The organism is Streptomyces sp. NPDC058685 (genome assembly GCF_042714725.1).
In the GTDB taxonomy this organism is placed as follows: Bacteria; Actinomycetota; Actinomycetes; order Streptomycetales; family Streptomycetaceae; genus Streptomyces.
In genome coordinates this window covers 73,660-96,990 of record NZ_JBHXSL010000006.1, presented here as the reverse complement: position 1 = coordinate 96,990, position 23,331 = coordinate 73,660, and the positions used below count along the sequence as shown (strand labels likewise).

Genomic DNA, 23,331 nt, shown 5'->3' with positions numbered 1-23,331 from the left:
GACATGGCGGAACAGCGACAGACGGGGCCGGACCGGCAGCCGGACAGCGGCTCTGCCCGGGTGCGGGAGGCGCACTCCGGGTCCGCGGACACCCGCACGACGGCCGGTGCGACGGCCGACGCGACGGGCGAGCTGGCGCGGGCCCTCGGGCGGGACGTGCGCGGCGAGGTGGACTTCTCCGCCGCCGGCAGAGCCCTGATGACCATGGACGCCTCCAATTACCGGCGGGTGCCGGTCGGCGTCGTCGCACCCCGGGACGCCGACGATGTGGCCGCCGCGCTCGCGGTCTGCCGGCAGTACGAGGTGCCCGTCGTGCCGCGCGGCGCGGGTACGTCGATTGCCGGTCAGGCCACCGGCATCGGCGTCGTGCTCGACTTCACCCGCCACATGCGAGCCGTGCTCGACGTGGACGCCGAGGCCCGCACGGCGGTCGTCCAGCCCGGCGTCGTCCTGGACACCCTCCGCGACGCCGTACGCCCCCTCGGCCTCACCTTCGGCCCCGACCCCTCCACCCACGCCCGCTGCACGATCGGCGGGATGATCGGCAACAACTCCTGCGGCGCGCACTCGGTGGCCTGGGGCACGACCGCCGACAACGTGCACGGCCTCTCCGTGACCACCTACGGCGGCGCCGCCCTGCGCCTCGGCCGTGGCTGGGACTCCGGCGCCCCCGCCGGCCTGCGCGAACTCGTCGACGGGCATCTCGCCCTGCTGCGCACCGGGTTCACGGACGGGCTGCCCCGCCGGATCTCCGGATACGCGCTGGACGCGCTGCTGCCCGAGAAGGGCGTCGACCTCACCCGCGCGTTCTGCGGCAGCGAGGGCACGCTCGGGGTGCTGACGGAGGCGACCGTACGGCTCGTCGACGCGCCCCGGGCCCGGGCCCTCGCGGTGCTCGGCTACCCCGACGAGAGCGCGGCGGCCGAGGCGGCCTCCGGGCTCCTTCCGCTCCGCCCGCTGACCGTCGAGGGCATGGCCGAGGACCTGGTGCCCCCCGACCACGGGCTGCCGCGCGGCGGCGCGTGGCTGTTCGTGGAGACCGGCGGGGACACCGCGGCCGAGGCACGGGCCGGTGCCGGGGCCGTGCTCCGCGCGGCCGACGCGCTGGACGGCACGGTGGTCGACGACCCGGCCGGCATGCGCGCCCTGTGGCGGGTGCGCGAGGACGCGGCCGGCACGGCGACCCGCACTCCCGACGGCACGGAAGCGTGGCCCGGCTGGGAGGACTGCGCGGTGCCGCCCGCCCGGCTCGGCGCCTATCTGCGCGACTTCCGGGCACTGCTGGCGGCCCACGGCCTGCGCGGCACGCCGTACGGGCACTTCGGCGACGGCTGCATCCACGTCCGTATCGACTTCGACCTGCTGAGGGAGCCGGGCGTGCGGGCCTTCCGCCGCTTCTCCGGGGAGGTCGCCGAACTCGTCGTCGCCCACGGCGGCTCGCTGTCGGGCGAACACGGCGACGGGCAGGCGCGCGCCGAGCTGCTGCCGAAGATGTACGGGGACGAACTGGTCGGCCTCTTCGGCCGGTTCAAGGACCTGTGGGACCCGGCCGGTGGCATGAACCCGGGCATGCTGGTCCGCCCCGACCGCCTCGACGCCAACCTCCGCTTCGCCGTGCTCCCGCGGGAGAGGGTCGACGTGGCCTTCGGCTACCCGCACGACGGCGGCGACTTCGCCGGCGCGGTCCGGCGGTGCGTGGGCGTCGCCAAGTGCCGGACGACGTCGGCCGGTTCGGGCGGCGGCGTGATGTGCCCGTCCTTCCGTGCCACCGGTGAGGAGGCGCACTCCACCCGCGGCCGGGCCCGGCTGCTGCACGAGATGCTGGCGGGCGAGATCGTGCGGGACGGCTGGCGTTCGCCCGAGGTGCGGGACGCGCTCGACCTGTGCCTGTCGTGCAAGGGGTGCCGCAGCGACTGCCCGGTGGGCGTCGACATGGCCACCTACAAGGCGGAGTTCCTGCACCACCACTACGCGGGGCGGCGACGGCCCGCGTCCCACTACGCCATGGGCCGGCTGCCCGAGTGGCTGCGGGCGGCGGCCCCCTTCGCCCGGCTCGTCAACGCCGCGGCCCGGGTCCGGCCGCTGGCGGCCGTCGCCAAGCGGCTGGGCGGTATCGCCCCCGAACGGGACATCCCGCGGCTGGCCCCGGAGACGTTCCGCACCTGGCTGGCCGGGCATCTGCGAGGGCGTACGGAGGTCCTGGCGACAAGCCGTACGGCCGTGCTGTGGCCGGACACGTTCACCGACCACCTCTCCCCGGAGGTCGGCCGGGCCGCGGTACGGGTCATGGAGTCCGCGGGCCTGGGCCTCGTCGTGCCGCCCGGCCGGGTCTGCTGCGGCCTCACCTATGTCTCCACGGGCCAGCTCGACCGCGCCCGCGCGGTGATGCGCCGCACCCTGGACACCGTGGAGCCGCTGCTCGACCTGGGCGCCCCCGTGGTCGTCCTGGAGCCGAGCTGCGGTGCGGCGCTGCGGACGGACCTCCCCGAACTCCTGCCGGACGACCCCCGCGCGGCGCGCCTCGCGGCATCGGTCCGCACCTTCGCCCAGGCGCTGGAGGAGTGCGCACCGGACTGGACACCGCCGCGCCTGGATCGCCCGGTGGCCGGCCAGACGCACTGCCACCAGCACGCGGTCCTCGGCGAGGACGCGGAACGCCGGCTGCGTGAACGGGCGGGTCTCGCGGGGGAGCTCAGCGGCGGTTGCTGCGGACTGGCCGGCAACTTCGGCTTCGAGCGCGGCCACTACGAGGTGTCGGTGGCCTGCGCGGAGGACCAGCTCCTCCCGGCGGTCCGCACGGCGGGCCCGGAAGCGGAACTCCTCGCGGACGGCTTCTCCTGCCGTACGCAGCTGGCCCAGCTGGAGGGCCACCGCGCACGGCACCTCGCGGAGGTGCTCGCGGAGGCCCTGCCGGACGACCTCAGTCGAGAGTGAGCTCCTCGATCCGCGCGGGCTCCACGGTGAAGTCACTGTGCCGCGCCCAGTGCGCCCGCACCCGCACATACGTGATCCCGGGCCACCCGAGCCGCTCCCGTCCCTCCGGATAGGCCGTGAAGTAGGCGGCCTTCAGCCGCTCCAGCTCGGGCCCCTCGGGAAAGTCGGCGAGCCCTTCGATCTGCACGGTCACGGCCTCGTCCCACCCGATGACGAGGGCGATACGGGGGTCGGCGAGGAGGTTGCGGTACTTGCGGGTGGTGTTGACGGTGTCGAAGACGATCTCCAACTGATCGCTGACACCGAAACCGACGACGGCGGCCTGGGGCCTGCCGCCGGGTCCGACGGAGGCCTCGACGGCGAGCTTGTGTCGGCGGAGGAACCAGAGGAGTTCGTCGCGGGTCATGTGCTGTCTGTACCACGGGGGGTGGGGGGAGGGGGGTGCGCGCGGGGGTGTGTCTTGTGCCCTCACCGCCGGACGGGCGGGGGTGGCCGCGTGTGCGCTGCGGGGGCACGCCCTGCGGTCGTGTCCTCAAGCGCCGGACGGGCTGGATGTGCTGGGGCGTGGGCTGGTGGTCGCACATTCAGCCTCGCCGGCGTTTGAGGCGCGGGGTTCGGGGCGGAGCCCTGACCGGTGGCTTGCGGGTTGCGTCGCGGGGGCACGCCCTGTGGTCGTGTCGTCGATCGCCGGACGGGCTGGATGTGCTGGGGCGTGGGCTGGTGGTTGCAGATTTAGCCTCGCCGGCGTTTGAGGCGCGGGGTTCGGGGCGGAGCCCTGACCGGTGGCTTGCGGGTTGCGTTGCGGCGGCACGCCCTGCGGTTGTGTCCTCGATCGCCGGACGGGCTGGATGTGCGGGCCGCGTCGTCGATCGCCGGACGGGCTGGACGTGCGGGACACGTTGTCCGGCTCGGCCCGGACGGGCTGGGCGTGCCCGGCACGTTGTCCGGCTCGGCGGGGTTCGGGGCCGAGCCCCGACAAGGGACCCGCACCCGCGGTCATGTCAGCTCGCGTGCCAGCGCCAGCAGTTCCCGCAGCGCCGGGTGCGGGGACGACGCGCGCCAGGCCAGCATGACGCGGGCCGGGGGCGCGTCCGTCAGGGGGCGGTACGTCACCCCCGGGTGCGGATGCATCGCCGCGGTGGACGCCACCGACACCCCCGCCCCCCGCCCCGCCGCGATCGCCGTCAGCCAGTCGTCCGTGTTCGCGACCGTCACCGTCGTCCCCGGCCGGGACTCCGGCGGCCACAGATCCAGGGTCGTCAGACCCGAGACCGTGTTGAGGATCATCGGGGTGTCCGTCAGCTCCGCCAGGGCCAGGGAGGGCCGCGCGGCCAGGGGACCGTCCGAGGTGACCGCGGCCACCCGGGACTCGGTGAACAGCAGCTCGGTGGCCAGGCCCGGTGTGTCCACCGGGCCGCGCAGGACCGCCGCGTCCACCTCGCCGCGGACCAGCCCGGCGGTGCGGTCGTCGATCCGCAGGAGTTCCAGCGGGGTCTCGGGGTGCTCCCGTTCCCAGCGGCGCAGCAGCGGGGTGGTGTACGGCCCGAGCGCGGACCAGGCGTGCCCCAGCCGCAGTGGCCGGAGCCGCAGCCCTGTGGTGTCCAGCGCCTCGTCGAAGGCGGCGACCGCCGTGGCCGCCTTGTCGCGGAAGGCCAGCCCCTCGGGGGTGAGCGCGAGATGGTGCGTGGAGCGGTCCACGAGCCGCGTGCCGAGCTGCTTCTCGAGCGCGGCCAGCGCCCGCGAGACCGCGGGCTGGGTGAGGTGCAGCCGGACGGCGGCCCTGGTCACGCTCGACTCCTCGGCGATGGCGAGGAAGCAGCGGAGATGGCGCATCTCGATGCTCATGCGCGTGGAGCATAACGGCAGCACAGTCGGCATTTCACGCGGCGGCCGAGGAGTCGTAGCGTGGGGAGGGCCGCAGCAGGCCGGGGGTGACGCGCCACGGCCCGGCCGATCAGGGAGGTTCCGGTGGACGAAGCGCGCACCACTGTCGTCGTCACCGAGCCGGAGGCCGCGGCCGCCCTCGACGGCAGCGCGGCCGACTCGGGAAGGGACGCCGGCCGCGGCGGCCGCACCCTCGGCCCGGTCGCTCTCGTCGTCGCCGGTGCGCTGTCCGTCCAGTTCGGTGCGGCCGTCGCGGTGATGCTGATGCCGCGCGCCGGGGCACTCGGCGTGGTCACCCTGCGGCTCGTCCTCGCCGCTGTCGTCCTGCTCGTGGTGTGCCGCCCGAAGCTGCGCGGCCATTCGCGTGCCGACTGGGGCACGGTGGTGGCGTTCGGCGCCGCCATGGGCGCCATGAACATCCTCTTCTACCAGGCTGCCGACCGGATCCCGCTGGGCGCGGCCGTGACCTTCGAGGTCCTCGGTCCGCTGGCGTTGTCGGTGATCGTGTCGCGGCGGATGATCAATCTGGTCTGGGCGGGTCTCGCCCTGGGCGGTGTGGTGCTGCTCAGCGGCGGCGGCTTCGACCGGCTCGATCCCGTCGGCGCGCTGTTCGCCCTGGGCGCGGGCGCGATGTGGGCCGCGTACATCGTCTTCAGCGCCCGTACCGGACGCCGTTTTCCGCAGGCGGACGGACTGGCGCTGGCGATGGCGGTCGGCGCTCTCCTGAGTCTGCCGCTGGGCATCGCGGAGGCAGGGTCGAAGCTGATCGTGCCGTCGACCCTCGCGTTCGGGCTCGCCGTCGCGCTCATGTCGTCCGTCCTCCCGTACACGCTGGAGCTGCTGGCGCTGCGACGGCTGCCCGCGCCGACGTTCGCGGTGCTGATGAGCCTGGAGCCGGCGATCGCCGCGGCGGCCGGTTTCCTCGTTCTGCACCAGGGTCTGTCCCTGATCGACGCGGTGGCGATCGCGCTGGTCATCGGCGCGAGCATGGGTGCGGTGCGGACCCAGGTGGCGAAACAGTCCCAGTAGGCCGGGCCGACGGGAGTGCCGTGCCGCCCGGGCCGGCGGGCAGCCCAGCCGTGCCCCGGGCCGGCGGGCAGCCCAGCCGTGCCCCGGGCCGGCGGGCAGCCCGGACCCGCCCCCGGGCCGGCGGGCAGCCCCGGCCCGCCACCGCCCCGCAGCAGGCGGGTTCCGTCCGGCCCCTCAGGTCGGGCCCGCCCCGGCCGTGACACGGCGACAGATCCCCGCAGAAATCAAAGCAAGCACGCTTGATTGTTTCTCGTCGCGCTGCCATGCTCCGGGCACACACCGTCGTGTCCCGAGGGAGCGCCACCGTGTCCGACCCGACCGTCGTCCTGGACGATCTGCGCACCGAGAGCGATGAACTCGACCGGCTAGTCGGGGAGTTGAGCGCCGACGACTGGGCGCGGCCGACGCCCGCGCCGCGCTGGAGCATCGCCCACCAGATCGCGCACCTCGCCTGGACCGATGCCGCGGCCCTGCTGGCCGTCACCGACGCCGAGGCCTTCGCCGTGGAGACGGAGAAGGCGTTCGCCGCGCCGTACTCCTTCGTCGACGAGGGCGCCGAGAAGGGCGCCGCGCAGCCGCCCGCCGAACTGCTCGCCCGCTGGCGCGAGGGCCGCGATCAGCTCCAGAAGGCTCTGCGCGCGGCGCCGGCGGGCAGCCGCTTCCCCTGGTACGGGCCGCCCATGAGCGTCGCCTCCACGGCGACCGGGCGGCTGATGGAGACCTGGGCGCACGGCCAGGACATCGCCGACGCGCTCGGCGCCGTACGCGAGCCGACCGACCGACTGCGCCACGTCGCGTACATCGGCGTCCGTGCCCGCGACTACGCCTTCGGCGTCCGCTCGCTGACCCCGCCCACGGCGCCCATCCTGGTGGAACTGACGTCTCCGGGCGGCCAGTTGTGGACGTACGGCCCCGCGGACGCGGAGCAGAAGGTCAGCGGGCCGGCGCTCGACTTCTGCCTGCTGGTCACCCAGCGGGCCCACCGCGCCGACCTCGCCGTGCGGGCCGAGGGCGAGGACGCCGACCGCTGGCTCGACATCGCCCAGGCCTTCGCGGGACCGGCCGGGCCGGGCCGCGCTCCCAAGGAGGCCCGGTGACCGCCGCGGGCTCCGGTGACGTCCTGCGTGTCGGGAACGCCTCCGGCTTCTACGGCGACCGCTTCGACGCCGTGCGCGAGATGCTCACCGACGGACCCCTCGACGTCCTGACCGGCGACTATCTCGCCGAGCTGACCATGCTCATCCTCGGCCGTGACCGGCTGAAGGACCCCTCTCTCGGCTACGCCAAGACCTTCCTGAAGCAACTGGAGGAGAGTCTCGGCCTCGCCCATGAACGCGGCGTCAGAATCGTCGCCAACGCGGGCGGGCTCAACCCGGCCGGGCTCGCGGACGCCATCCGCGCGCTCGCCGAGCGCGTCGGCGTGCCCGTGAAGGTCGCCCATGTCGAGGGCGACGATCTGCTCGGTCGCGGCTGGGGCCCGCAGGTGCTCACCGCCAACGCCTACCTCGGCGGCGCGGGGATCGCCGCCTGTCTGCGCGCCGGTGCGGACGTCGTCGTCACCGGCCGGGTCACCGACGCGGCGCTTGTCACCGGCCCGGCGGCCGCCCACTTCGGCTGGGGCCCGGACGATCTCGACGCGCTCGCGGGCGCCGTCGTCGCCGGCCATGTGCTGGAGTGCGGCACCCAGGCCACCGGTGGCAACTACGCCTTCTTCGCCGGTCACGATTCGCGCGTGCTGCGCCGTCCCGGCTTCCCCCTCGCCGAGATCCACGCCGACGGCACGTCCGTCATCACCAAGCACGAGGGCACCGGCGGCCTCGTCGACGTCGGCACCGTCACGGCCCAACTGCTCTACGAGACAGGGGGCGCGCGCTACGCGGGCCCCGATGTCACCGCCCGTCTCGACACCGTACGGCTGGAACAGCGGGGCCCGGACCGGGTGCGGATCTCGGGCGTACGCGGCGAGGCTCCGCCGCCCACCCTCAAGGTCGGGCTCAACCGCATCGGCGGCTGGCGCAACGAGGTCGTGTTCGTGCTGACGGGTCTGGACATCGAGGCCAAGGCCCAGTTGGTGCGGGACCAGTTGGAGGACGCGTTCGGCAAGCACCGGCCGGCCGACGTGCGCTGGGAACTCGCCCGCACCGAGCGGCCCGACGGCGACACCGAGGAGCGTGCGAGCGCCTATCTGCGACTCGTCGTGCGGGACAGCGACCCCGAGAAGGTCGGCCGCGCCGTCAGCGGCGCCGCGATCGAACTCGCGCTGGGCAGCTACCCGGGTTTCCATGTGACGGCCCCGCCCGGAAAGGGCGCTCCATACGGGGTGTTCGAGGCGGAGCTCGTGGACGCGGCCTCCGTCCCGCACACCGCCGTACTGCCCGACGGACGGCGCCGCGAGATCCCGCCGGCCGCCCGCACCGCCGACACCGAGCCGTTCGACGCGGCAGCGGACCCCGCAGCCGGACCCGCCACCGAACCCGCCGCCGAGCTGCCCGAACCGCTGCCCGACGGCCCCCGCCGTGCAGCGCCCCTCGGCCTCGTCGCCGGGGCGCGCAGCGGCGACAAGGGCGGCGACGCCAACGTCGGAGTGTGGGCCCGCACCGACGACGCCTGGCGCTGGCTCGCCCACGAACTGACCGTGGACCGCTTCCGGGCCCTGCTCCCCGAGACCGCCGACCTCACCGTCGTACGCCACGTCCTGCCGCGGCTGCGCGCCCTCAACTTCACGGTCGAGGGCATCCTCGGCGAGGGCGTGGCGGCGCAGGCCCGCTTCGACCCCCAGGGCAAGGCGCTCGGCGAGTGGCTGCGCTCCCGGTACATGGACATCCCGGAGGTACTGCTGTGACCGTGCTCTCCTCGGCCGTCGACCCGGCGTCCCCCGAGTTCGCGGCCCGCCGCGAGGCCATGCTCGGCCGGCTCGCCGACCTGGACGCCGAGCATGCGAAGGCACTGGCGGGCGGCGGCGAGAAGTACGTCGCCCGGCACCGCTCCCGCGGCAAGCTGCTGGCGCGTGAGCGGATCGAGCTGCTGCTGGACCCCGACACACCGTTCCTGGAGCTGTCCCCGCTCGCCGCGTGGGGGAGCGACTACCCGGTGGGCGCGTCCACGGTGACCGGCATCGGGGTGGTGGAAGGCGTCGAGTGCCTGATCACCGCGAACGACCCGACCGTGCGCGGCGGGGCCTCCAACCCGTGGACGCTGAAGAAGATCCTGCGGGCGAACGAGATCGCGTACGCCAACCGGCTGCCGTGCATCTCGCTGGTCGAGTCCGGCGGCGCGGACCTGCCCTCGCAGAAGGAGATCTTCATCCCGGGCGGGGCGATCTTCCGCGATCTGACCCGGCTGTCGGCGGCGGGCATTCCGACGATCGCGGTCGTGTTCGGCAACTCGACGGCGGGCGGCGCGTACGTCCCGGGCATGTCCGACCACACCGTGATGATCAAGGAACGCTCCAAGGTGTTCCTCGGCGGTCCGCCGCTGGTGAAGATGGCCACGGGCGAGGAGAGTGACGACGAGTCGCTCGGCGGCGCGGAGATGCACGCCCGCACCTCGGGCCTCGCGGACTACTTCGCGGTCGACGAACCGGACGCGCTGCGTCAGGCCCGCAGGATCGTGGCACGGCTCAACTGGCGCAAGGCGCAGCCCGATCCGGGGCCGGCCGAGCCTCCGAAGTACGCCGAGGAGGAGTTGCTCGGGATCGTGCCCGAGGATCTCAAGACGCCCTTCGACCCCCGCGAGGCCGTCGCGCGGATCGTGGACGGCTCCGACTTCGACGAGTTCAAGCCGCTGTACGGGCCGAGCCTGGTGACCGGCTGGGCCTCCCTGCACGGCTATCCCGTGGGCATTCTCGCCAACGCGCAGGGCGTGCTGTTCAGCGCCGAGTCGCAGAAGGCGGCGCAGTTCATCCAGCTCGCCAACCAGCGCGACGTACCGCTGGTGTTCCTGCACAACACCACCGGCTACATGGTCGGCAAGGAGTACGAGCAGGGCGGCATCATCAAGCACGGCGCCATGATGATCAACGCGGTGTCGAACTCGAAGGTCCCGCATCTGTCCGTGCTGATGGGCGCCTCCTACGGCGCCGGGCACTACGGCATGTGCGGCCGGGCCTACGACCCGCGCTTCCTCTTCGCCTGGCCGAGCGCCAAGTCCGCCGTCATGGGCCCCCAGCAGCTCGCCGGTGTGCTCTCCATCGTGGCGCGCGCCTCCGCGGCGGCGAAGGGACAGCCGTACGACGACGAGGCCGACGCCGGACTGCGCGCGATGGTCGAGCAGCAGATCGAGGCGGAGTCGCTGCCGATGTTCCTGTCGGGACGGCTGTACGACGACGGGGTGATCGACCCCCGCGACACCCGCACGGTGCTGGGTCTGTGCCTGTCCGCGATCCACACGGCCCCCGTCGAAGGCGCGCGCGGCGGCTTCGGCGTCTTCCGGATGTGAGGGCTTGACGATGATCTCCACTGTCCTGGTCGCCAATCGCGGCGAGATCGCCTGCCGGGTCTTCCGGACCTGCCGTGAACTCGGCATCGCCACGGTCGCCGTGTACTCCGACGCGGACGCCTCCGCCCTGCACGTACGGGAGGCGGACGCCGCCGTGCGGCTCCCCGGGGCCGCCCCCGGCGACACCTATCTGCGCGGCGACCTGATCGTGAAGGCGGCGCTCGCCGCGGGCGCCGACGCGGTGCACCCGGGGTACGGATTCCTGTCCGAGAACGCCGCGTTCGCGCAGGAGGTGGCGGACGCGGGACTCGTGTGGATCGGGCCGCCGCCGGCCGCGATCGAGGCGATGGCGTCGAAGACCCGGGCCAAGGAGCTGATGGGGCTCGCGCCCCTGGCCGAGGTCACCGAGGCCGATCTGCCGGTCCTGGTGAAGGCGGCGGCGGGCGGTGGCGGCCGCGGAATGCGGATCGTGCGCTCGCTGGACGCCCTCGCCGGGGAACTGGAGGCGGCACGCGCCGAGGCGCTGAGCGCGTTCGGCGACGGTGAGGTCTTCGTCGAGCCGTACGTCGAGGCGGGCCGCCATGTGGAGGTCCAGATCCTCGCCGACACGCACGGCACCGTCTGGGCCCTCGGCACCCGGGACTGCTCACTCCAGCGCCGCCATCAGAAGGTGATCGAGGAGTCCCCGGCGCCGGGACTCGCGCCCGCTCTGGTGGCCTCGCTCCACGAGGCGTCGGTGACCGCGGCGCGCGCCGTGGGATACGTCGGCGCCGGCACGGTGGAGTTCCTCGTCTCCCCGGCGGGCACCGCCCACTTCCTGGAGATGAACACCCGCCTCCAGGTCGAACACCCGGTCACGGAGGCGGTGTTCGGCATCGACCTCGTCGGCCTCCAGATCCGGGTGGCGGAGGGCGAGGCACTGCCCGCGGACCCGCCCGCCGCGAACGGCCACGCCGCGGAGGCCCGGCTGTACGCGGAGGACCCGGCCCGCGGCTGGGCCCCGCAGACCGGCACCCTGCGGCGGCTAGCCGTGGACCCCGGGGTCCGTCTGGACACCGGGTACGCGGACGGCGACACCGTCGGCGTCCACTACGACCCCATGATCGCCAAGGTCATCGCCTGGGCGCCCACCCGGCAGCAGGCCGTCCGCCGGCTCGCGCACGCCCTGCGCCGGGCGCGCGTGCACGGTCCGGTCACCAACCGGGAGCTGCTCGTACGCTCCCTGGAACACCCGGACTTCGCGTCCGGACAGCTCGACACCGGGTTCTACGACCGGCATCTCGACGCCCTCACCCGGCCCGCGCCCGACGCCGGACTCGCCGCCGTCGCCGCGGCGCTCGCGGACGCCGCCGCACGAGGGGGCCGTTTCGGCGGCGCCTGGCGCAACCTCCCGGCGCAGGCACAGACCAAGACGTGGACGGACCGGTCCGGCGGCGAGCACGAGGTCCGCTACCGGCCCGCCCGCGGGGGCGGTTACACCGTCGAGGACATGCCGGGACTGCGCGTCCTCGACACCGCTCCCGGACGCGTCGTCCTGGAGACGGACGGTGTCGTCCGCGCCTGGGACGTCACCGCGTACGGAGCCACCGTGCACGTCGAGGGCGCCGCCGGGTCCCACACGCTGACCGCGCGGCCCCGTTTCCCCGACCCCGAGGACCGCACCGAACCCGGCTCGCTGCTCGCCCCGATGCCGGGGACCGTCGTCCGTCTCGCCGAGGGCGTCGGTGAGGGCTCGTGGGTCGACAAGGGGCAGCCGCTCATCTGGCTGGAGGCCATGAAGATGGAGCACCGCATCGTCTCGCCCGCCTCCGGCACGCTCACCGCGCTCCACGCCGTCACCGGCCGCCAGGTCGAGGTCGGCGCCCTGCTCGCCGTCGTCGACGAAGCGCCGGCGGAAGCCACCCAGGAGGTCACCGCGTCATGAACGTAGAAAGCCAGGAGCACAAGGACCTGCGTGCCGCCGTCGCCGCGCTCGGGAAGCGGCACGGCCGCGGACACGACCGCGAGCAGCTGTGGGCGGAGGCCGCCAAGCTCGGCTACCTCGGGGTGAACCTGCCCGAGGAGTACGGCGGCGGGGGCGGTGGCATGGCCGAACTCTCCATCGTGCTGGAGGAGTTGGGAGCTGCGGGCTGTCCGCTGCTGATGATGGTCGTCTCGCCCGCGATCTGCGGCACCGTGATCGCCCGCTTCGGCACCGAGGAGCAGAAGCGCACCTGGCTGCCCGGTCTCGCGGACGGCAGCCTCACGATGGCCTTCGGCATCACCGAACCGGACGCCGGGTCCAACTCGCACCGGATCACGACCACCGCGCACCGGACCGAGGACGGCTGGTCCCTCACCGGGCGCAAGGTCTTCATCTCGGGTGTCGACATCGCCGACGCGACGCTGATCGTGGGGCGGACCGAGGACGCGCGGACCGGCAGTCTCAAGCCGTGCCTGTTCATCGTCCCCCGGGACGCCGACGGCTTCCGGCGCTCGCAGATCGACATGGAACTTCAGGCGCACGAGAAGCAGTTCGAGCTGGTCCTCGACGACGTGACGCTGCCGCACGACGCGCTCGTGGGCGAGGAGGACGCAGGACTGCTCCAGCTGTTCGCCGGCCTCAACCCCGAGCGCATCATGACCGCCGCGTTCGCCATCGGCATGGGCCGGTACGCGCTCGCCACGGCCCTCTCCTACGCCAAGGACCGTCAGGTCTGGAAGGCCCCCATCGGCGCCCACCAGGCCATCGCCCACCCTCTGGCCGCCTCCCACATCGAACTGGAACTGGCCCGGCTGATGATGCAGAAGGCCGCCGCCCTCTACGACGCCGGGGACGACATCGGCGCGGGCGAGGCCGCCAACATGGCCAAGTACGCGGCGGGGGAGGCCTGCGTGAAGGCGGTCGACCAGTCCGTCCACACGCTCGGCGGCAACGGCCTGACCCGGGAGTACGGCCTCGCCTCGCTGGTCACGGCCTCCCGCGTGGCCAGGATCGCCCCGGTCAGCCGCGAGATGATCCTCAATTACGTATCCCACCAGTCCCTGGGTCTCCCCAAGTCGTACTGACAGACGCGATTCTGGCCGTCCACACAGCGAGGGGGCCGACCATGCCGGTAACCGTGTTCAGCAGTGAGTACGCAGACGTCCCTGCCGTCAGCGAGCCGATCCACGACGCGGTGCTCCACCGGGCCGCCGAGTTCGGGGACACCGTCGCGCTGATCGACGGGGTCAACGGCACCACCGTCACCTACACCCAGCTCGACCTCTTCCACCGCCGGATCGCCGCCGCACTCGCCGAGGCGGGGCTGCGCAAGGGCGACGTCCTCGCCCTGCACAGCCCCAACACGGTCGCGTACCCCGCGGTCTTCTACGGGGCCACCCGCGCCGGCGCGTCCGTCACGACCGTCCATCCGCTCGCCACCGCGGAGGAGTTCGCCAAGCAGCTGCGGGACTCCTCCGCCCGCTGGATCTTCACCGTCTCACCGCTGCTCGAAGTCGCGCGCAGGGCCGCCGAACTGGCCGCCGGCATCGAGGAGATCTTCGTCTGCGACCGGGCCGACGGGCACACCAGCATGCTCGACATGATCGTCTCGGAGGCGCCCGACACCGAGGTCGTCATCGACCCCGCCGAGGACGTGGCGGCCCTGCCGTACTCCTCCGGCACCACCGGCATCCCCAAGGGGGTGATGCTCACCCACCGTTCCATCGCGACCAACCTGGCGCAGCTCTCCCCGCTCATCCCGATGAACCCGGGCGAACGCATCCTCGCCGTGCTGCCGTTCTTCCACATCTACGGCCTCACCGCGCTGATGAACGCCCCGCTGCGGCAGGGCTCCACCGTCGTCGTCCTGCCCCGCTTCGAGCTGGACACCTTCCTCGCGGCGATCGAGAAGCACCGCATCACCGCGCTGTACGTCGCCCCGCCGGTCGTCCTCGCGCTCGCCAAGCACCCGGCGGTCGCCCAGTACGACCTGTCGTCGCTGGAGTACATCATCTGCTCCGCCGCGCCCCTCGACGCCGAGCTGGCCGCCGCCTGCTCCAAGCGGCTCGGCCTGCCGCCCATCGGCCAGGCGTACGGCATGACCGAGCTGTCGCCCGGAACCCATGTCGTCCCGCTCGGCGCCGCGAACCCGCCGCCCGGCACCGTCGGCAAGCTCATCCCCTCCACCGAACTGCGGCTCGTCTCCCTCGACGACCCGGGCAAGGACGTCGGACCGGGCGAGGAGGGCGAGGTCGCGATCCGCGGACCGCAGGTGATGAAGGGCTACCTCGGCCGCCCCGAGGCCACCGCGGCGATGATCGACGAGGAGGGCTGGCTGCGCACCGGCGACATCGGACGCGTCGACGAGGACGGCTGGCTGTTCGTCGTCGACCGCGTGAAGGAGCTGATCAAGTACAAGGGCTTCCAGGTCCCGCCCGCGGAGCTGGAGGCGCTGCTGCTCGGTCACGAGGGGATCGCCGACGCGGCGGTCATCGGCGTGTACGACACTGACGGGAACGAGATCCCGAAGGCGTACGTCGTACGGCAGCCGGGCGCCGAGGAGCTGACGGAGGACGACATCATCGCCTTCGTCGCCGAGCGCGTCGCCCCCTACAAGAAGATCCGCCGTGTCTCGTTCATCGGCGGGGTCCCGCGCGCCGCCTCGGGGAAGATTCTCCGGCGTGAACTGAGGGACCGGGAAAGGGAGAACACGTGACGCTGGTCGCCATCGCGCACGAGCGCGGCATCACCACCCTGACGCTGGACTCGCCCGCGAACCGCAACGCCCTGTCGGCGCGGCTCGTCGGCGAGCTGGCGCAGGCGCTCGCCGACTGTGCCAAGGACGACGCGGTACGCGCGGTGGTGCTCACCCACACCGGGGGCACCTTCAGCGCGGGCGCCGATCTGAAGGCCCCGCCCAATCCGTACACCTTCGTCGACCTGCTGCGGCAGATCGTCACCCTGCCCAAACCGGTCGTGGCCCGCGTCAGCGGGAAGACCCGCGCCGGCGGGCTCGGGGTGCTCGGCGCCTGCGACATGGCGGTGGCCTCCAGCGACTCGGACTTCGCGTTCACCGAGGTCCGCATCGGGGTCGCGCCGGCCGTGATCTCGCTGCCGCTGCTGCCGCGTCTGGACCCGCGGGCCGCCGAGCGCTACTACCTGACCGGGGAGCGCTTCGACGCGGCGGAGGCGGCCCGTATCGGACTGCTGACGCTCGCCGCCGACGATGTGGACGAGGCACTCGCACCGCTGCTCGGCGGGCTGCGCAAGGCCTCCCCGCAGGGGCTGACCGCGTCGAAGAGGCTGGTCACCGCGCGGGTGGTGGACGCGTTCGAGCGGGACGCGGAGGACCTGGTGCAGCGCTCGGCGTCCCTGTTCGCGTCGGCCGAGGCCCGGGAGGGCATGACCGCCTTCATCGAACGCCGGGATCCCGTATGGGAGCTGTAGTCACGCCGAAGGCCCCCAAGCAGGACCGCAGCCGGGCCACCCGGCAGCGCCTGCTGGAGGCCGCCGTCGCCTGCCTGGCCGAACACGGCTGGGCAGGCTCCACGGTCTCCGTGGTCGCCGAGCGCGCGGGCGTCTCCCGGGGTGCGGCGCAGCACCACTTCCCGACCCGCGAGGACCTGTTCACGGCCGCCGTGGAGTACGTCGCCGAGGAGCGGTCCTCGGCCCTGCGCGCGCTGCCGGGCCAGGACCGCGCGGCGGTCGTCGAGGCCCTCGTCGGCCTTTACACGGGGCCGCTGTTCCGGGCCGCGCTGCATCTGTGGGTCGCCGCGTCCAACGAGGAACAGCTACGCCCCCGGGTCACCGAACTGGAGGCCAGGGTCGGGCGCGAGACCCACCGCATCGCGGTCCAGCTCCTCGGTGTGGACGAGTCGCGGCCCGGCGTGCGCGAGACCGTCCAGGGCCTGCTCGACATGGCCCGCGGCCTGGGGCTGGCGAACCTGCTCACCGACGACACCGCCCGCAGGAAGCGGGTCGTCGCGCAGTGGGCCGCCCTGCTGGACGAGACGCTGGGCTGACGGGCCGCGCGCCGGCCCGCGCCGGTGTGACCCGCGCCACAGGACGTTCGGGGCCCGCGCAGTATCCTGGGCCCATGCTTCTGCTGGTACGACGCCGTCACGTGGACTACGTCCGCGTCACGAGCATGGGCTGTCGGCGCTCCGCCTGACCTCGGGCCTGTCGCTGCGACAGGCCGCCCACCCCGTTCGCCCCGGCGCACCCGCGGCCCCGCCACCACCCCCGGCGGCCCCGTGGGCTCCCGTACACCCCGCGGAAGCACTCATGTCCTCTCTTCAGCTCCCCGTCATCGACCTCTCCGCCGCCGACCGCGGCCCCCAGGCCCGCGCGCTGCTGCACGCCCAGCTGCACAGTGCCGCCCATGACGTCGGCTTCTTCCAGCTCACCGGTCACGGCGTCACCGAGGCCGAGACGGCCGCGCTCAACAGCACCATGCGCGCCTTCTTCGCGCTGCCCGAGGCCGACCGGCTCGCCATCGACAACGTCAACTCGCCGCACTTCCGCGGCTACACGCGCATCGGCGACGAACGCACCGGCGGCAGCCAGGACTGGCGCGACCAGCTCGACATCGGCGCCGAGCGGCCCGCCCGCGTCCCCGCGCCCGGCGAGCCCGGGTACTGGTGGCTGGAGGGCCCCAACCAGTGGCCCGCCGCCCTGCCGCAGCTGCGCAGCGCGGCGCTCGGCTGGATCGACCGGCTGAGCGCGGTGGCCGAGCGGCTGCTGCACGAGCTGCTCGTCTCCATCGGCGCCCCGGCGGACTTCTACGACCACCTCTTCGGCGACCGCGCCCACATCCACCTCAAGCTGGTGCGCTACCCCGGCAGTCCGGCGGACGGGGGCGGCCAGGGCGTCGGCGCGCACAAGGACTACGGCTTTCTGACCCTGCTCCACCAGGACAGCGTCGGCGGCCTCCAGGTCGAGCGCGAGGACGGCGTGTTCCACGACGTGCCGCCCCTGCCGGGCGCCTTCGTGGTCAACCTCGGCGAGCTCCTCGAAGTCGCCACCGACGGCTATCTGAAGGCCACCCACCACCGGGTGGTGAGCCCGCCCGGCGCCACCGAGCGGTACTCCGTGCCGTTCTTCTACAACCCGCGCCTGGACGCCCGCATCGAGCCGCTCGCCTTCCCGTACGCGGCGCACGCCCCCGGCGTCACGGCGGACCCCGCGAACCCGCTGTTCGCGGAGTACGGCCGCAACGAACTCAAGGGCAAGCTGCGCGCCCACCCGCTGGTCGCCGCACGGCACCACGCGGAACTGCTGGAGCCGGCGGCCTGACCGAGGGGCGAGGGACCGGCGGGCGGACGCGCAGGGGGATCAGCGGGCGATGTCGTCGTAGCCCGTGATCTCCTGCGGGCCGCGCGTGCCCGGGCCCACGTACCGGGCCGAGGGACGGACCAGCCGGCCCGTGCGCTTCTGCTCCAGGATGTGCGCCGACCAGCCCGCGGTGCGCGCGCAGGTGAACATCGAGGTGAACATGTGCGCCGGGACCTCGGCGAAGTCCAGCATGATCGCCGCCCAGAACTCCACGTTCGTCGCCAGGACCCGGTCCGGGCGACGGTTGTGCAGCTCCTCCAGCGCGGCCTTCTCCAGGGCCTCCGCGACCTCGAAGCGCGGCGCGTCCAGCTCCTTGGCCGTACGCCGCAGGACGCGGGCGCGCGGGTCCTCGGCACGGTAGACCCGGTGGCCGAAGCCCATCAGCCGCTCGCCGTTGTCGAGGGTCCGCTTGACGTACGCCGTCGCGTCGCCCGTCCGCTCGATCTCCTCGATCATGCCGAGCACACGGGAGGGCGCACCGCCGTGCAGCGGCCCGGACATCGCGCCGACCGCGCCCGACAGCGCCGCCGCGACGTCGGCGCCGGTGGAGGCGATGACGCGGGCGGTGAAGGTGGAGGCGTTCATGCCGTGCTCGGCGGCCGAGGTCCAGTAGGCGTCGACGGCCTTCACATGCCGCGGGTCCGGCTCACCGCGCCAGCGGATCATGAAGCGCTCGACGACGGTCTGCGCCTTGTCGATCTCCCGCTGCGGCACCATCGGCAGGCCCTGGCCACGGGCACTCTGTGCCACGTAGGACAGCGCCATGACGGCGGCCCGGGCGAGATCCTCGCGGGCCTGTTCCGCGCCGATGTCGAGCAGTGGCCGCAGCCCCCACACGGGCGCCAGCATCGCCAGCGCCGACTGGACGTCCACGCGGATGTCGCCGGAGTGGACCGGGATGGGGAACGGTTCGGCGGCGGGCAGCCCCGGGTTGAACGCCCCGTCGACCAGCAGGCCCCATACGTTGCCGAACGAGACCTGGCCGACCAGGTCCTCGATGTCGACGCCGCGGTAGCGGAGCGAGCCGCCCTCCTTGTCGGGTTCGGCGATCTCCGTCTCGAACGCGACGACTCCTTCGAGTCCTGGTACGAAGTCGGACATCAGGCGGCTCCTCGGGATGCGTACGGCGGGTGCGGGTCGGCCGGTGCGTGATCGTGGACCGGTCACCCCGGTGATGCCCCGGGCGAGGGGCGGTCACCCCATCGCCGGGGAGGCAGGCACGATATCCCCTGCTGTCGGGGCGCCACAGTGGCCCGACCCAAGATTTTGGCGGGTCCGGACGATGCGGGGAAGCGTGACATCCGGCACACTCGCGCGATCCCCGCGCCCGGTCGACGCGTCGCATCCGCTGTCGGCATCCCGGGCACTGGGTGCCGGGGAGAAGAGGGCGCTGCGGCAGGATGAGCCCGTGACCGACGACGCCGCCCCGAACCCCGCCCTGATGCGCGAGCACTACCGCTCCACGCCGCTGCTGGAGACGGACCTCGCGCCCACGCCCATGGAGCAGTTCGCGCGCTGGTTCGCGCAGGCCGCGTCCGCCGGACTGCACGAGCCGAACGCCATGGTCGTGTCCACCGCCACCCCCGACGGCCGTCCGTCGTCGCGCACGGTGCTGCTGAAGCAGTACGACTCCCGGGGCTTCGTCTTCTACACCAACTACGGCTCCCGCAAGGGCCGCGAGATCGCCGCCAACGCGTATGTCTCGCTGCTCTTCCCCTGGCACCCCATCGCCCGCCAGGTCGTCGTCACGGGCACCGCCGCCCGGATCGGCCGGGAGGAGACGGTGGCCTACTTCCGCACCCGCCCGCACGGCTCGCAGCTCGGCGCCTGGGCCAGTGCCCAGTCCTCGGTGATCGGCTCGCGCGAGGAGCTGATCCGTACGTACGAGGAACTGGCCGCCCGCCACCCGGAGGGCGAGCAGGTGCCCGCGCCTCCGGAGTGGGGCGGCCTCCGGGTCGAGCCGGAGACGGTGGAGTTCTGGCAGGGGCACGCGAACCGGCTGCACGACCGACTGCGGTTCACCTCCCGCGACGGCGCGTGGGACATCGAGCGGCTGTCACCCTGACAGGGCGGACGCCTCCCGCAGGGCGGTCGTCACCGCAACCGGGATGTCGGTCACCGGGTACTGCACATGCCGCACGATGCGCTCCCGGTCCAGCACCAGCACCGCCCGCTTCAGCCGCAGGCCCTGCCCGGCGCGGAACGTCGGCAGCCGCAGCGCGGCCGACAGCCGGCTGTCCATGTCGGAGAGCAGCGGGAACGGCAGCTCCTCGGCGGCGGCGAAGACGCGCTGCTCGTCGGGCCGCTGCGTACTGACCCCGCGCACCGCGACCCCCGCCGCCGTGAAGTCCCCGTACGCGTCACGGAACAGCCGGTTCTCCAGCGTGCAGCCGACCGCGCCCGGGATGGTGTCCCAGTCCTCGGGCAGCGGACCCGGACGGCCGGTCGCGGGGTAGCAGAACAGCACGGTGGCCGCCGAGCGCCCGTCCACCGGGTCCAGGTCCCCGCCGCTGTGCACGGGCAGGGTGAAGCGCGCCAGCCGCTCGCCCACCAGTTCGTGCACCCGGTGCGCCTCGGCGCTGTTCTCGTCCGCGGTGCCGGTCAGGGTGCCGTCCCCGAGCAACCAGCGGTCGGCCCAGTCCTGCATGGCCACGAGCACCGGCAGCAGCGCGCGGCCGGTCTCGGTGAGCCGGTACTCGTACCGGACGGGCCCGCGCTGGTACGGGACCTTCTCCAGGACCCTGCTGTCGACGAGGTGGCTCAGGCGCTCGGTGAGCACCTTCCGGGAGATGTCCAGCTCGCGCTGGAGCGCGTCGAACCGGTGTCTGCCGCGGGCGGTCTCCCGGACGATCAGCAGACTCCACCAGTCGCCGACCACGGCGGCGGACTGCGCGACGGCACACGCGGCGTCGCGCTCGGGCACGGCTCTGGGCATGGCACCGACTCCTTCACGGGGCAGGCGGCCATCTTCACGCGGGGGAGCGGGTTCCGTACAGGAACTCAGCGGGTCCTGGCCCACGTCGGCTCCTGCCGGGTACGGGGCCCGCCGGCGCGTCCGGGCCGCCGGGAATCAGCCGCACGGGGTCCCGACATGCAGAAACCCGCGGGCTCTGGTTCCTCCTCACGGAGGAGCCGGCCGGATGTACCGGCGAGCCCGCGGGTCGGTGACTGCTTGGGATTGCGGCAGGAGGCCTGCCGTCTGTGCACATCGTGCGACAACGGGCCTCTAGCCCGCAGTCACCTCACGCATCCGAAACGAAACCACTTCCGGATCACCTCCTTTCATCGTGTGCCCCACACCTTAGGAACCGGCAGGCGGCGGCTCAAGCCATTTAATGAGGGCCCTTCCGGGAACGGCCCGAACCCGGGATATCTTGATGTCGAGCAATGTTGCAGACGTGGAGCGGAGCACCCGGTGACTGACTCGACCATCATCTATACGCACACCGACGAGGCGCCGGCGCTGGCGACGTACTCGTTCCTGCCGGTGATCGAGGCCTATGCCTCGACGGCCGGGGTCACTGTGGAGAGCCGTGACATCTCCCTGGCCGGGCGCATCATCGCCGGTTTCCCGGAGTTCCTCGAGGAGGGCCAGCGCATCGACGACGCGCTCGCCGAGCTCGGCGAACTGGCGAAGACCCCCGGGGCCAACATCATCAAGCTGCCGAACATCTCGGCCTCGATCCCGCAGCTGAAGGCGGCCGTCGCCGAGCTCCAGGAGCAGGGCTACGCGCTTCCGGACTACCCGGACGACCCGAAGACCGACGCGGAGAAGGACATCCGCGCCCGGTACGACAAGGTCAAGGGCAGCGCCGTGAACCCGGTCCTGCGCGAGGGCAACTCCGACCGCCGCGCCCCCGCGTCGGTCAAGAACTACGCCAAGGCGCACCCGCACCGCATGGGCGCGTGGACCCCCGAGTCGAAGACGAACGTCGCGCACATGACGGCCGACGACTTCCGCTCGACCGAGAAGTCCGCCGTCGTTCCCGCGGACGGGTCGCTGCGCATCGAGCTGTCGGGCGACGACGGCAGCACCACCGTGCTGCGCGAGTCGGTACCCGTGCTCGCCGGCGAGGTCGTGGACGCCTCCGTGCTGCGCGTCGGTGCGCTGCGTGAGTTCCTCACCGCGCAGATCGCCCGTGCCAAGGCCGAGGGTGTGCTGTTCTCCGTGCACCTCAAGGCCACGATGATGAAGGTCTCCGACCCGATCGTCTTCGGCCACGTCGTGCGCGCCTTCTTCCCGAAGACGTTCGCCGAGCACGGCGCCGCGCTCGCCGCGGCCGGCCTGAGCCCCAACGACGGGCTCGGCGGCATCCTCAAGGGCCTGGAGTCGCTGCCCGACGGCGCGAAGATCAAGGAGTCCTTCGAGGCGGAGATCGCCGAGGGCCCCGAGCTCGCGATGGTCGACTCCGACCGCGGCATCACCAACCTGCACGTCCCGAGCGACGTCATCGTCGACGCCTCCATGCCGGCGATGATCCGCACCTCGGGCCACATGTGGGGTCCGGACGGCCAGGAGGCCGACACCCTCGCGGTCATCCCCGACAGCAGCTACGCCGGCATCTACCAGGTCGTCATCGACGACTGCCGCGCGAACGGCGCGTACGACCCGTCCACGATGGGCTCGGTGCCGAACGTCGGCCTCATGGCTCAGAAGGCCGAGGAGTACGGCAGCCACGACAAGACCTTCGAGATCGCCACCACGGGCACCGTGCGGGTCGTCGACGGCAGCGGCAACGCCGTGCTGGAGCAGGCGGTGAGCGCCGGCGACATCTTCCGGATGTGCCAGACCAAGGACGCGCCGATCCGGGACTGGGTCAAGCTCGCCGTCACCCGCGCCCGGGCGACCGGCGACCCGGCCGTGTTCTGGCTGGACGCGGGCCGCGCGCACGACGCCAACCTCATCGCCAAGGTCGAGCAGTACCTCCCCGAGCACGACACCGAGGGCCTGCAGATCGAGATCAAGTCGCCCGTCGACGCGATCGCCTTCTCCCTCGACCGGATCCGCCGCGGCGAGAACACCATCTCCGTCACCGGCAACGTCCTGCGCGACTACCTGACGGACCTCTTCCCGATCCTGGAGCTCGGCACCAGCGCGAAGATGCTCTCCGTCGTCCCACTGATGAACGGCGGCGGCCTCTTCGAGACCGGCGCGGGCGGCTCCGCGCCCAAGCACGTCCAGCAGCTGGTCAAGGAGAACTACCTGCGCTGGGACAGCCTGGGCGAGTTCCTCGCGCTCGCGGTCAGCTTCGAGCACCTTGCGCAGACCACCGACAACGCGCGCGCCCAGATCCTGGCGGACACCCTGGACCGCGCCACGGCGACGTTCCTGGAGCAGGACAAGTCGCCGAGCCGCAAGCTCGGTGGGATCGACAACCGCGGCAGCCACTTCTACCTGGCGCTGTACTGGGCGCAGGAGCTGGCCGGCCAGAGCGACGACGTCAAGCTCGCCGAGGCCTTCACCTCGCTCGCCGAGACGCTGGCCGCGCAGGAGCAGACCATCGTCGACGAGCTCATCGCGGTGCAGGGCAAGCCGGCCGACATCGGCGGCTACTACCAGCCCGACCCGGCGAAGGCCGCGGCCGTCATGCGGGCGTCCGCGACGCTGAACCAGGCGCTCGCGACCCTGGGCTGACACCTCCGCGACACCGTTCCGCCCCGGCCGGCATCCGCCCGGCCGGGGCGGTTTCGTCGTCCGCCGCCTGCCGTCCGCTTCTCCGCCCCGGTGTCGGCCGTCCGGCCGGCTCCCG

Annotated in this window: 17 protein-coding genes; 13 read left to right on the top strand and 4 right to left on the bottom strand. The window is 73.0% G+C overall.

Annotation, left to right across the window (positions count from 1 at the left end):
- Positions 1-3 precede the first annotated feature (3 nt).
- The gene (locus ACFWU3_RS07540) at positions 4-2,934 is read left to right on the top strand and encodes an FAD-binding and (Fe-S)-binding domain-containing protein (protein ID WP_384432638.1); all 2,931 of its coding nucleotides are present in this window, start codon (positions 4-6) and stop codon (positions 2,932-2,934) included.
- On the opposite strand, the gene ACFWU3_RS07535 is transcribed toward ACFWU3_RS07540, so the two are convergent.
- Together ACFWU3_RS07535 and ACFWU3_RS07530 are read right to left on the bottom strand one after the other, a co-directional pair.
- Positions 2,921-3,340 carry a pyridoxamine 5'-phosphate oxidase family protein gene (locus tag ACFWU3_RS07535; RefSeq protein WP_313945674.1) on the bottom strand — a complete coding sequence of 140 codons (420 nt, stop codon included), beginning with the start codon at positions 3,338-3,340 and terminating at the stop codon, positions 2,921-2,923. The two genes, ACFWU3_RS07540 and ACFWU3_RS07535, sit on opposite strands and share 14 nt — an antisense overlap.
- A 590-nt stretch (positions 3,341-3,930) precedes the next feature.
- Positions 3,931-4,779: a LysR family transcriptional regulator gene (locus ACFWU3_RS07530; RefSeq protein WP_384432635.1), complete on the bottom strand. Its 849-nt coding sequence runs from the start codon at positions 4,777-4,779 to the stop codon at positions 3,931-3,933.
- A 123-nt stretch (positions 4,780-4,902) separates the two neighbouring features.
- Between ACFWU3_RS07530 and ACFWU3_RS07525 the strand changes: the two genes are divergently transcribed.
- The 10 genes from ACFWU3_RS07525 to ACFWU3_RS07480 all read left to right on the top strand — a co-directional run bounded on the left by ACFWU3_RS07525 (position 4,903) and on the right by ACFWU3_RS07480 (position 17,542).
- Positions 4,903-5,847, top strand: coding sequence for a DMT family transporter (locus tag ACFWU3_RS07525; RefSeq protein WP_384432632.1), 945 nt, complete (start codon positions 4,903-4,905; stop codon positions 5,845-5,847).
- Between the two features lie 305 nt (positions 5,848-6,152).
- Positions 6,153-6,944: a TIGR03084 family metal-binding protein gene (locus ACFWU3_RS07520; protein WP_384432629.1), complete on the top strand. Its 792-nt coding sequence runs from the start codon at positions 6,153-6,155 to the stop codon at positions 6,942-6,944.
- Positions 6,941-8,689: an acyclic terpene utilization AtuA family protein gene (locus ACFWU3_RS07515; protein ID WP_384432626.1), complete on the top strand. Its 1,749-nt coding sequence runs from the start codon at positions 6,941-6,943 to the stop codon at positions 8,687-8,689. The genes ACFWU3_RS07520 and ACFWU3_RS07515 overlap by 4 nt, the downstream gene beginning before the upstream one ends.
- Positions 8,686-10,284, top strand: a complete 1,599-nt coding sequence (locus tag ACFWU3_RS07510; RefSeq protein ID WP_384432623.1) for an acyl-CoA carboxylase subunit beta — start codon at positions 8,686-8,688, stop codon at positions 10,282-10,284. Before ACFWU3_RS07515 ends, ACFWU3_RS07510 begins: the two co-directional genes overlap by 4 nt.
- A gap of 10 nt (positions 10,285-10,294) precedes the next feature.
- Positions 10,295-12,208, top strand: a complete 1,914-nt coding sequence (locus tag ACFWU3_RS07505) for an acetyl/propionyl/methylcrotonyl-CoA carboxylase subunit alpha (RefSeq protein WP_384432620.1) — start codon at positions 10,295-10,297, stop codon at positions 12,206-12,208.
- Positions 12,205-13,332 (top strand): acyl-CoA dehydrogenase family protein, encoded by a 1,128-nt coding sequence (locus ACFWU3_RS07500; RefSeq protein WP_384432617.1) that lies wholly within the window; start codon positions 12,205-12,207, stop codon positions 13,330-13,332. The genes ACFWU3_RS07505 and ACFWU3_RS07500 overlap by 4 nt, the downstream gene beginning before the upstream one ends.
- Positions 13,333-13,373: 41 nt before the next feature.
- Positions 13,374-14,963: a 4-coumarate--CoA ligase family protein gene (locus ACFWU3_RS07495; protein ID WP_384432614.1), complete on the top strand. Its 1,590-nt coding sequence runs from the start codon at positions 13,374-13,376 to the stop codon at positions 14,961-14,963.
- Positions 14,960-15,694, top strand: coding sequence for an enoyl-CoA hydratase family protein (locus ACFWU3_RS07490; protein WP_384432610.1), 735 nt, complete (start codon positions 14,960-14,962; stop codon positions 15,692-15,694). Before ACFWU3_RS07495 ends, ACFWU3_RS07490 begins: the two co-directional genes overlap by 4 nt.
- Positions 15,682-16,269 carry a TetR/AcrR family transcriptional regulator gene (locus tag ACFWU3_RS07485; RefSeq protein ID WP_384432607.1) on the top strand — a complete coding sequence of 196 codons (588 nt, stop codon included), beginning with the start codon at positions 15,682-15,684 and terminating at the stop codon, positions 16,267-16,269. The genes ACFWU3_RS07490 and ACFWU3_RS07485 overlap by 13 nt, the downstream gene beginning before the upstream one ends.
- A 262-nt stretch (positions 16,270-16,531) precedes the next feature.
- Positions 16,532-17,542, top strand: coding sequence for an isopenicillin N synthase family dioxygenase (locus ACFWU3_RS07480; protein ID WP_384432604.1), 1,011 nt, complete (start codon positions 16,532-16,534; stop codon positions 17,540-17,542).
- 39 nt (positions 17,543-17,581) lie between these two features.
- Here the strand turns inward: ACFWU3_RS07480 and ACFWU3_RS07475 are convergent, their stop codons facing one another.
- On the bottom strand, positions 17,582-18,682 hold the full coding sequence (locus ACFWU3_RS07475; protein WP_384432602.1) for a citrate synthase 2: 1,101 nt from the start codon (positions 18,680-18,682) through the stop codon (positions 17,582-17,584).
- A 340-nt stretch (positions 18,683-19,022) separates the two neighbouring features.
- Between ACFWU3_RS07475 and pdxH the strand changes: the two genes are divergently transcribed.
- Positions 19,023-19,646, top strand: a complete 624-nt coding sequence (gene pdxH / locus ACFWU3_RS07470) for a pyridoxamine 5'-phosphate oxidase (protein ID WP_384433054.1) — start codon at positions 19,023-19,025, stop codon at positions 19,644-19,646.
- On the opposite strand, the gene ACFWU3_RS07465 is transcribed toward pdxH, so the two are convergent.
- Positions 19,638-20,516, bottom strand: coding sequence for a winged helix-turn-helix transcriptional regulator (locus ACFWU3_RS07465; protein WP_384432599.1), 879 nt, complete (start codon positions 20,514-20,516; stop codon positions 19,638-19,640). The genes pdxH and ACFWU3_RS07465 overlap by 9 nt on opposite strands.
- 480 nt (positions 20,517-20,996) lie before the next feature.
- Here ACFWU3_RS07465 and ACFWU3_RS07460 point away from each other — a divergent pair, with 480 nt between their 5' ends.
- On the top strand, positions 20,997-23,216 hold the full coding sequence (locus ACFWU3_RS07460) for an NADP-dependent isocitrate dehydrogenase (protein WP_384432596.1): 2,220 nt from the start codon (positions 20,997-20,999) through the stop codon (positions 23,214-23,216).
- Positions 23,217-23,331 lie beyond the last annotated feature (115 nt).

Excerpts from the sequence above, each read along its gene's own strand:
- ACFWU3_RS07485 (WP_384432607.1), top strand. The coding sequence starts at position 15,682 with ATGGGAGCTGTAGTCACGCCGAAGGCCCCCAAGCAGGACCGCAGCCGG.
- ACFWU3_RS07535 (WP_313945674.1), bottom strand. The coding sequence starts at position 3,340 with ATGACCCGCGACGAACTCCTCTGGTTCCTCCGCCGACACAAGCTCGCC.
- ACFWU3_RS07465 (WP_384432599.1), bottom strand. The coding sequence starts at position 20,516 with ATGCCCAGAGCCGTGCCCGAGCGCGACGCCGCGTGTGCCGTCGCGCAG.
- ACFWU3_RS07475 (WP_384432602.1), bottom strand. The coding sequence starts at position 18,682 with ATGTCCGACTTCGTACCAGGACTCGAAGGAGTCGTCGCGTTCGAGACG.
- ACFWU3_RS07530 (WP_384432635.1), bottom strand. The coding sequence starts at position 4,779 with ATGAGCATCGAGATGCGCCATCTCCGCTGCTTCCTCGCCATCGCCGAG.
- ACFWU3_RS07540 (WP_384432638.1), top strand. The coding sequence starts at position 4 with ATGGCGGAACAGCGACAGACGGGGCCGGACCGGCAGCCGGACAGCGGC.
- pdxH (WP_384433054.1), top strand. The coding sequence starts at position 19,023 with ATGCGCGAGCACTACCGCTCCACGCCGCTGCTGGAGACGGACCTCGCG.
- ACFWU3_RS07480 (WP_384432604.1), top strand. The coding sequence starts at position 16,532 with ATGTCCTCTCTTCAGCTCCCCGTCATCGACCTCTCCGCCGCCGACCGC.
- ACFWU3_RS07505 (WP_384432620.1), top strand. The coding sequence starts at position 10,295 with ATGATCTCCACTGTCCTGGTCGCCAATCGCGGCGAGATCGCCTGCCGG.
- ACFWU3_RS07495 (WP_384432614.1), top strand. The coding sequence starts at position 13,374 with ATGCCGGTAACCGTGTTCAGCAGTGAGTACGCAGACGTCCCTGCCGTC.
- ACFWU3_RS07500 (WP_384432617.1), top strand. The coding sequence starts at position 12,205 with ATGAACGTAGAAAGCCAGGAGCACAAGGACCTGCGTGCCGCCGTCGCC.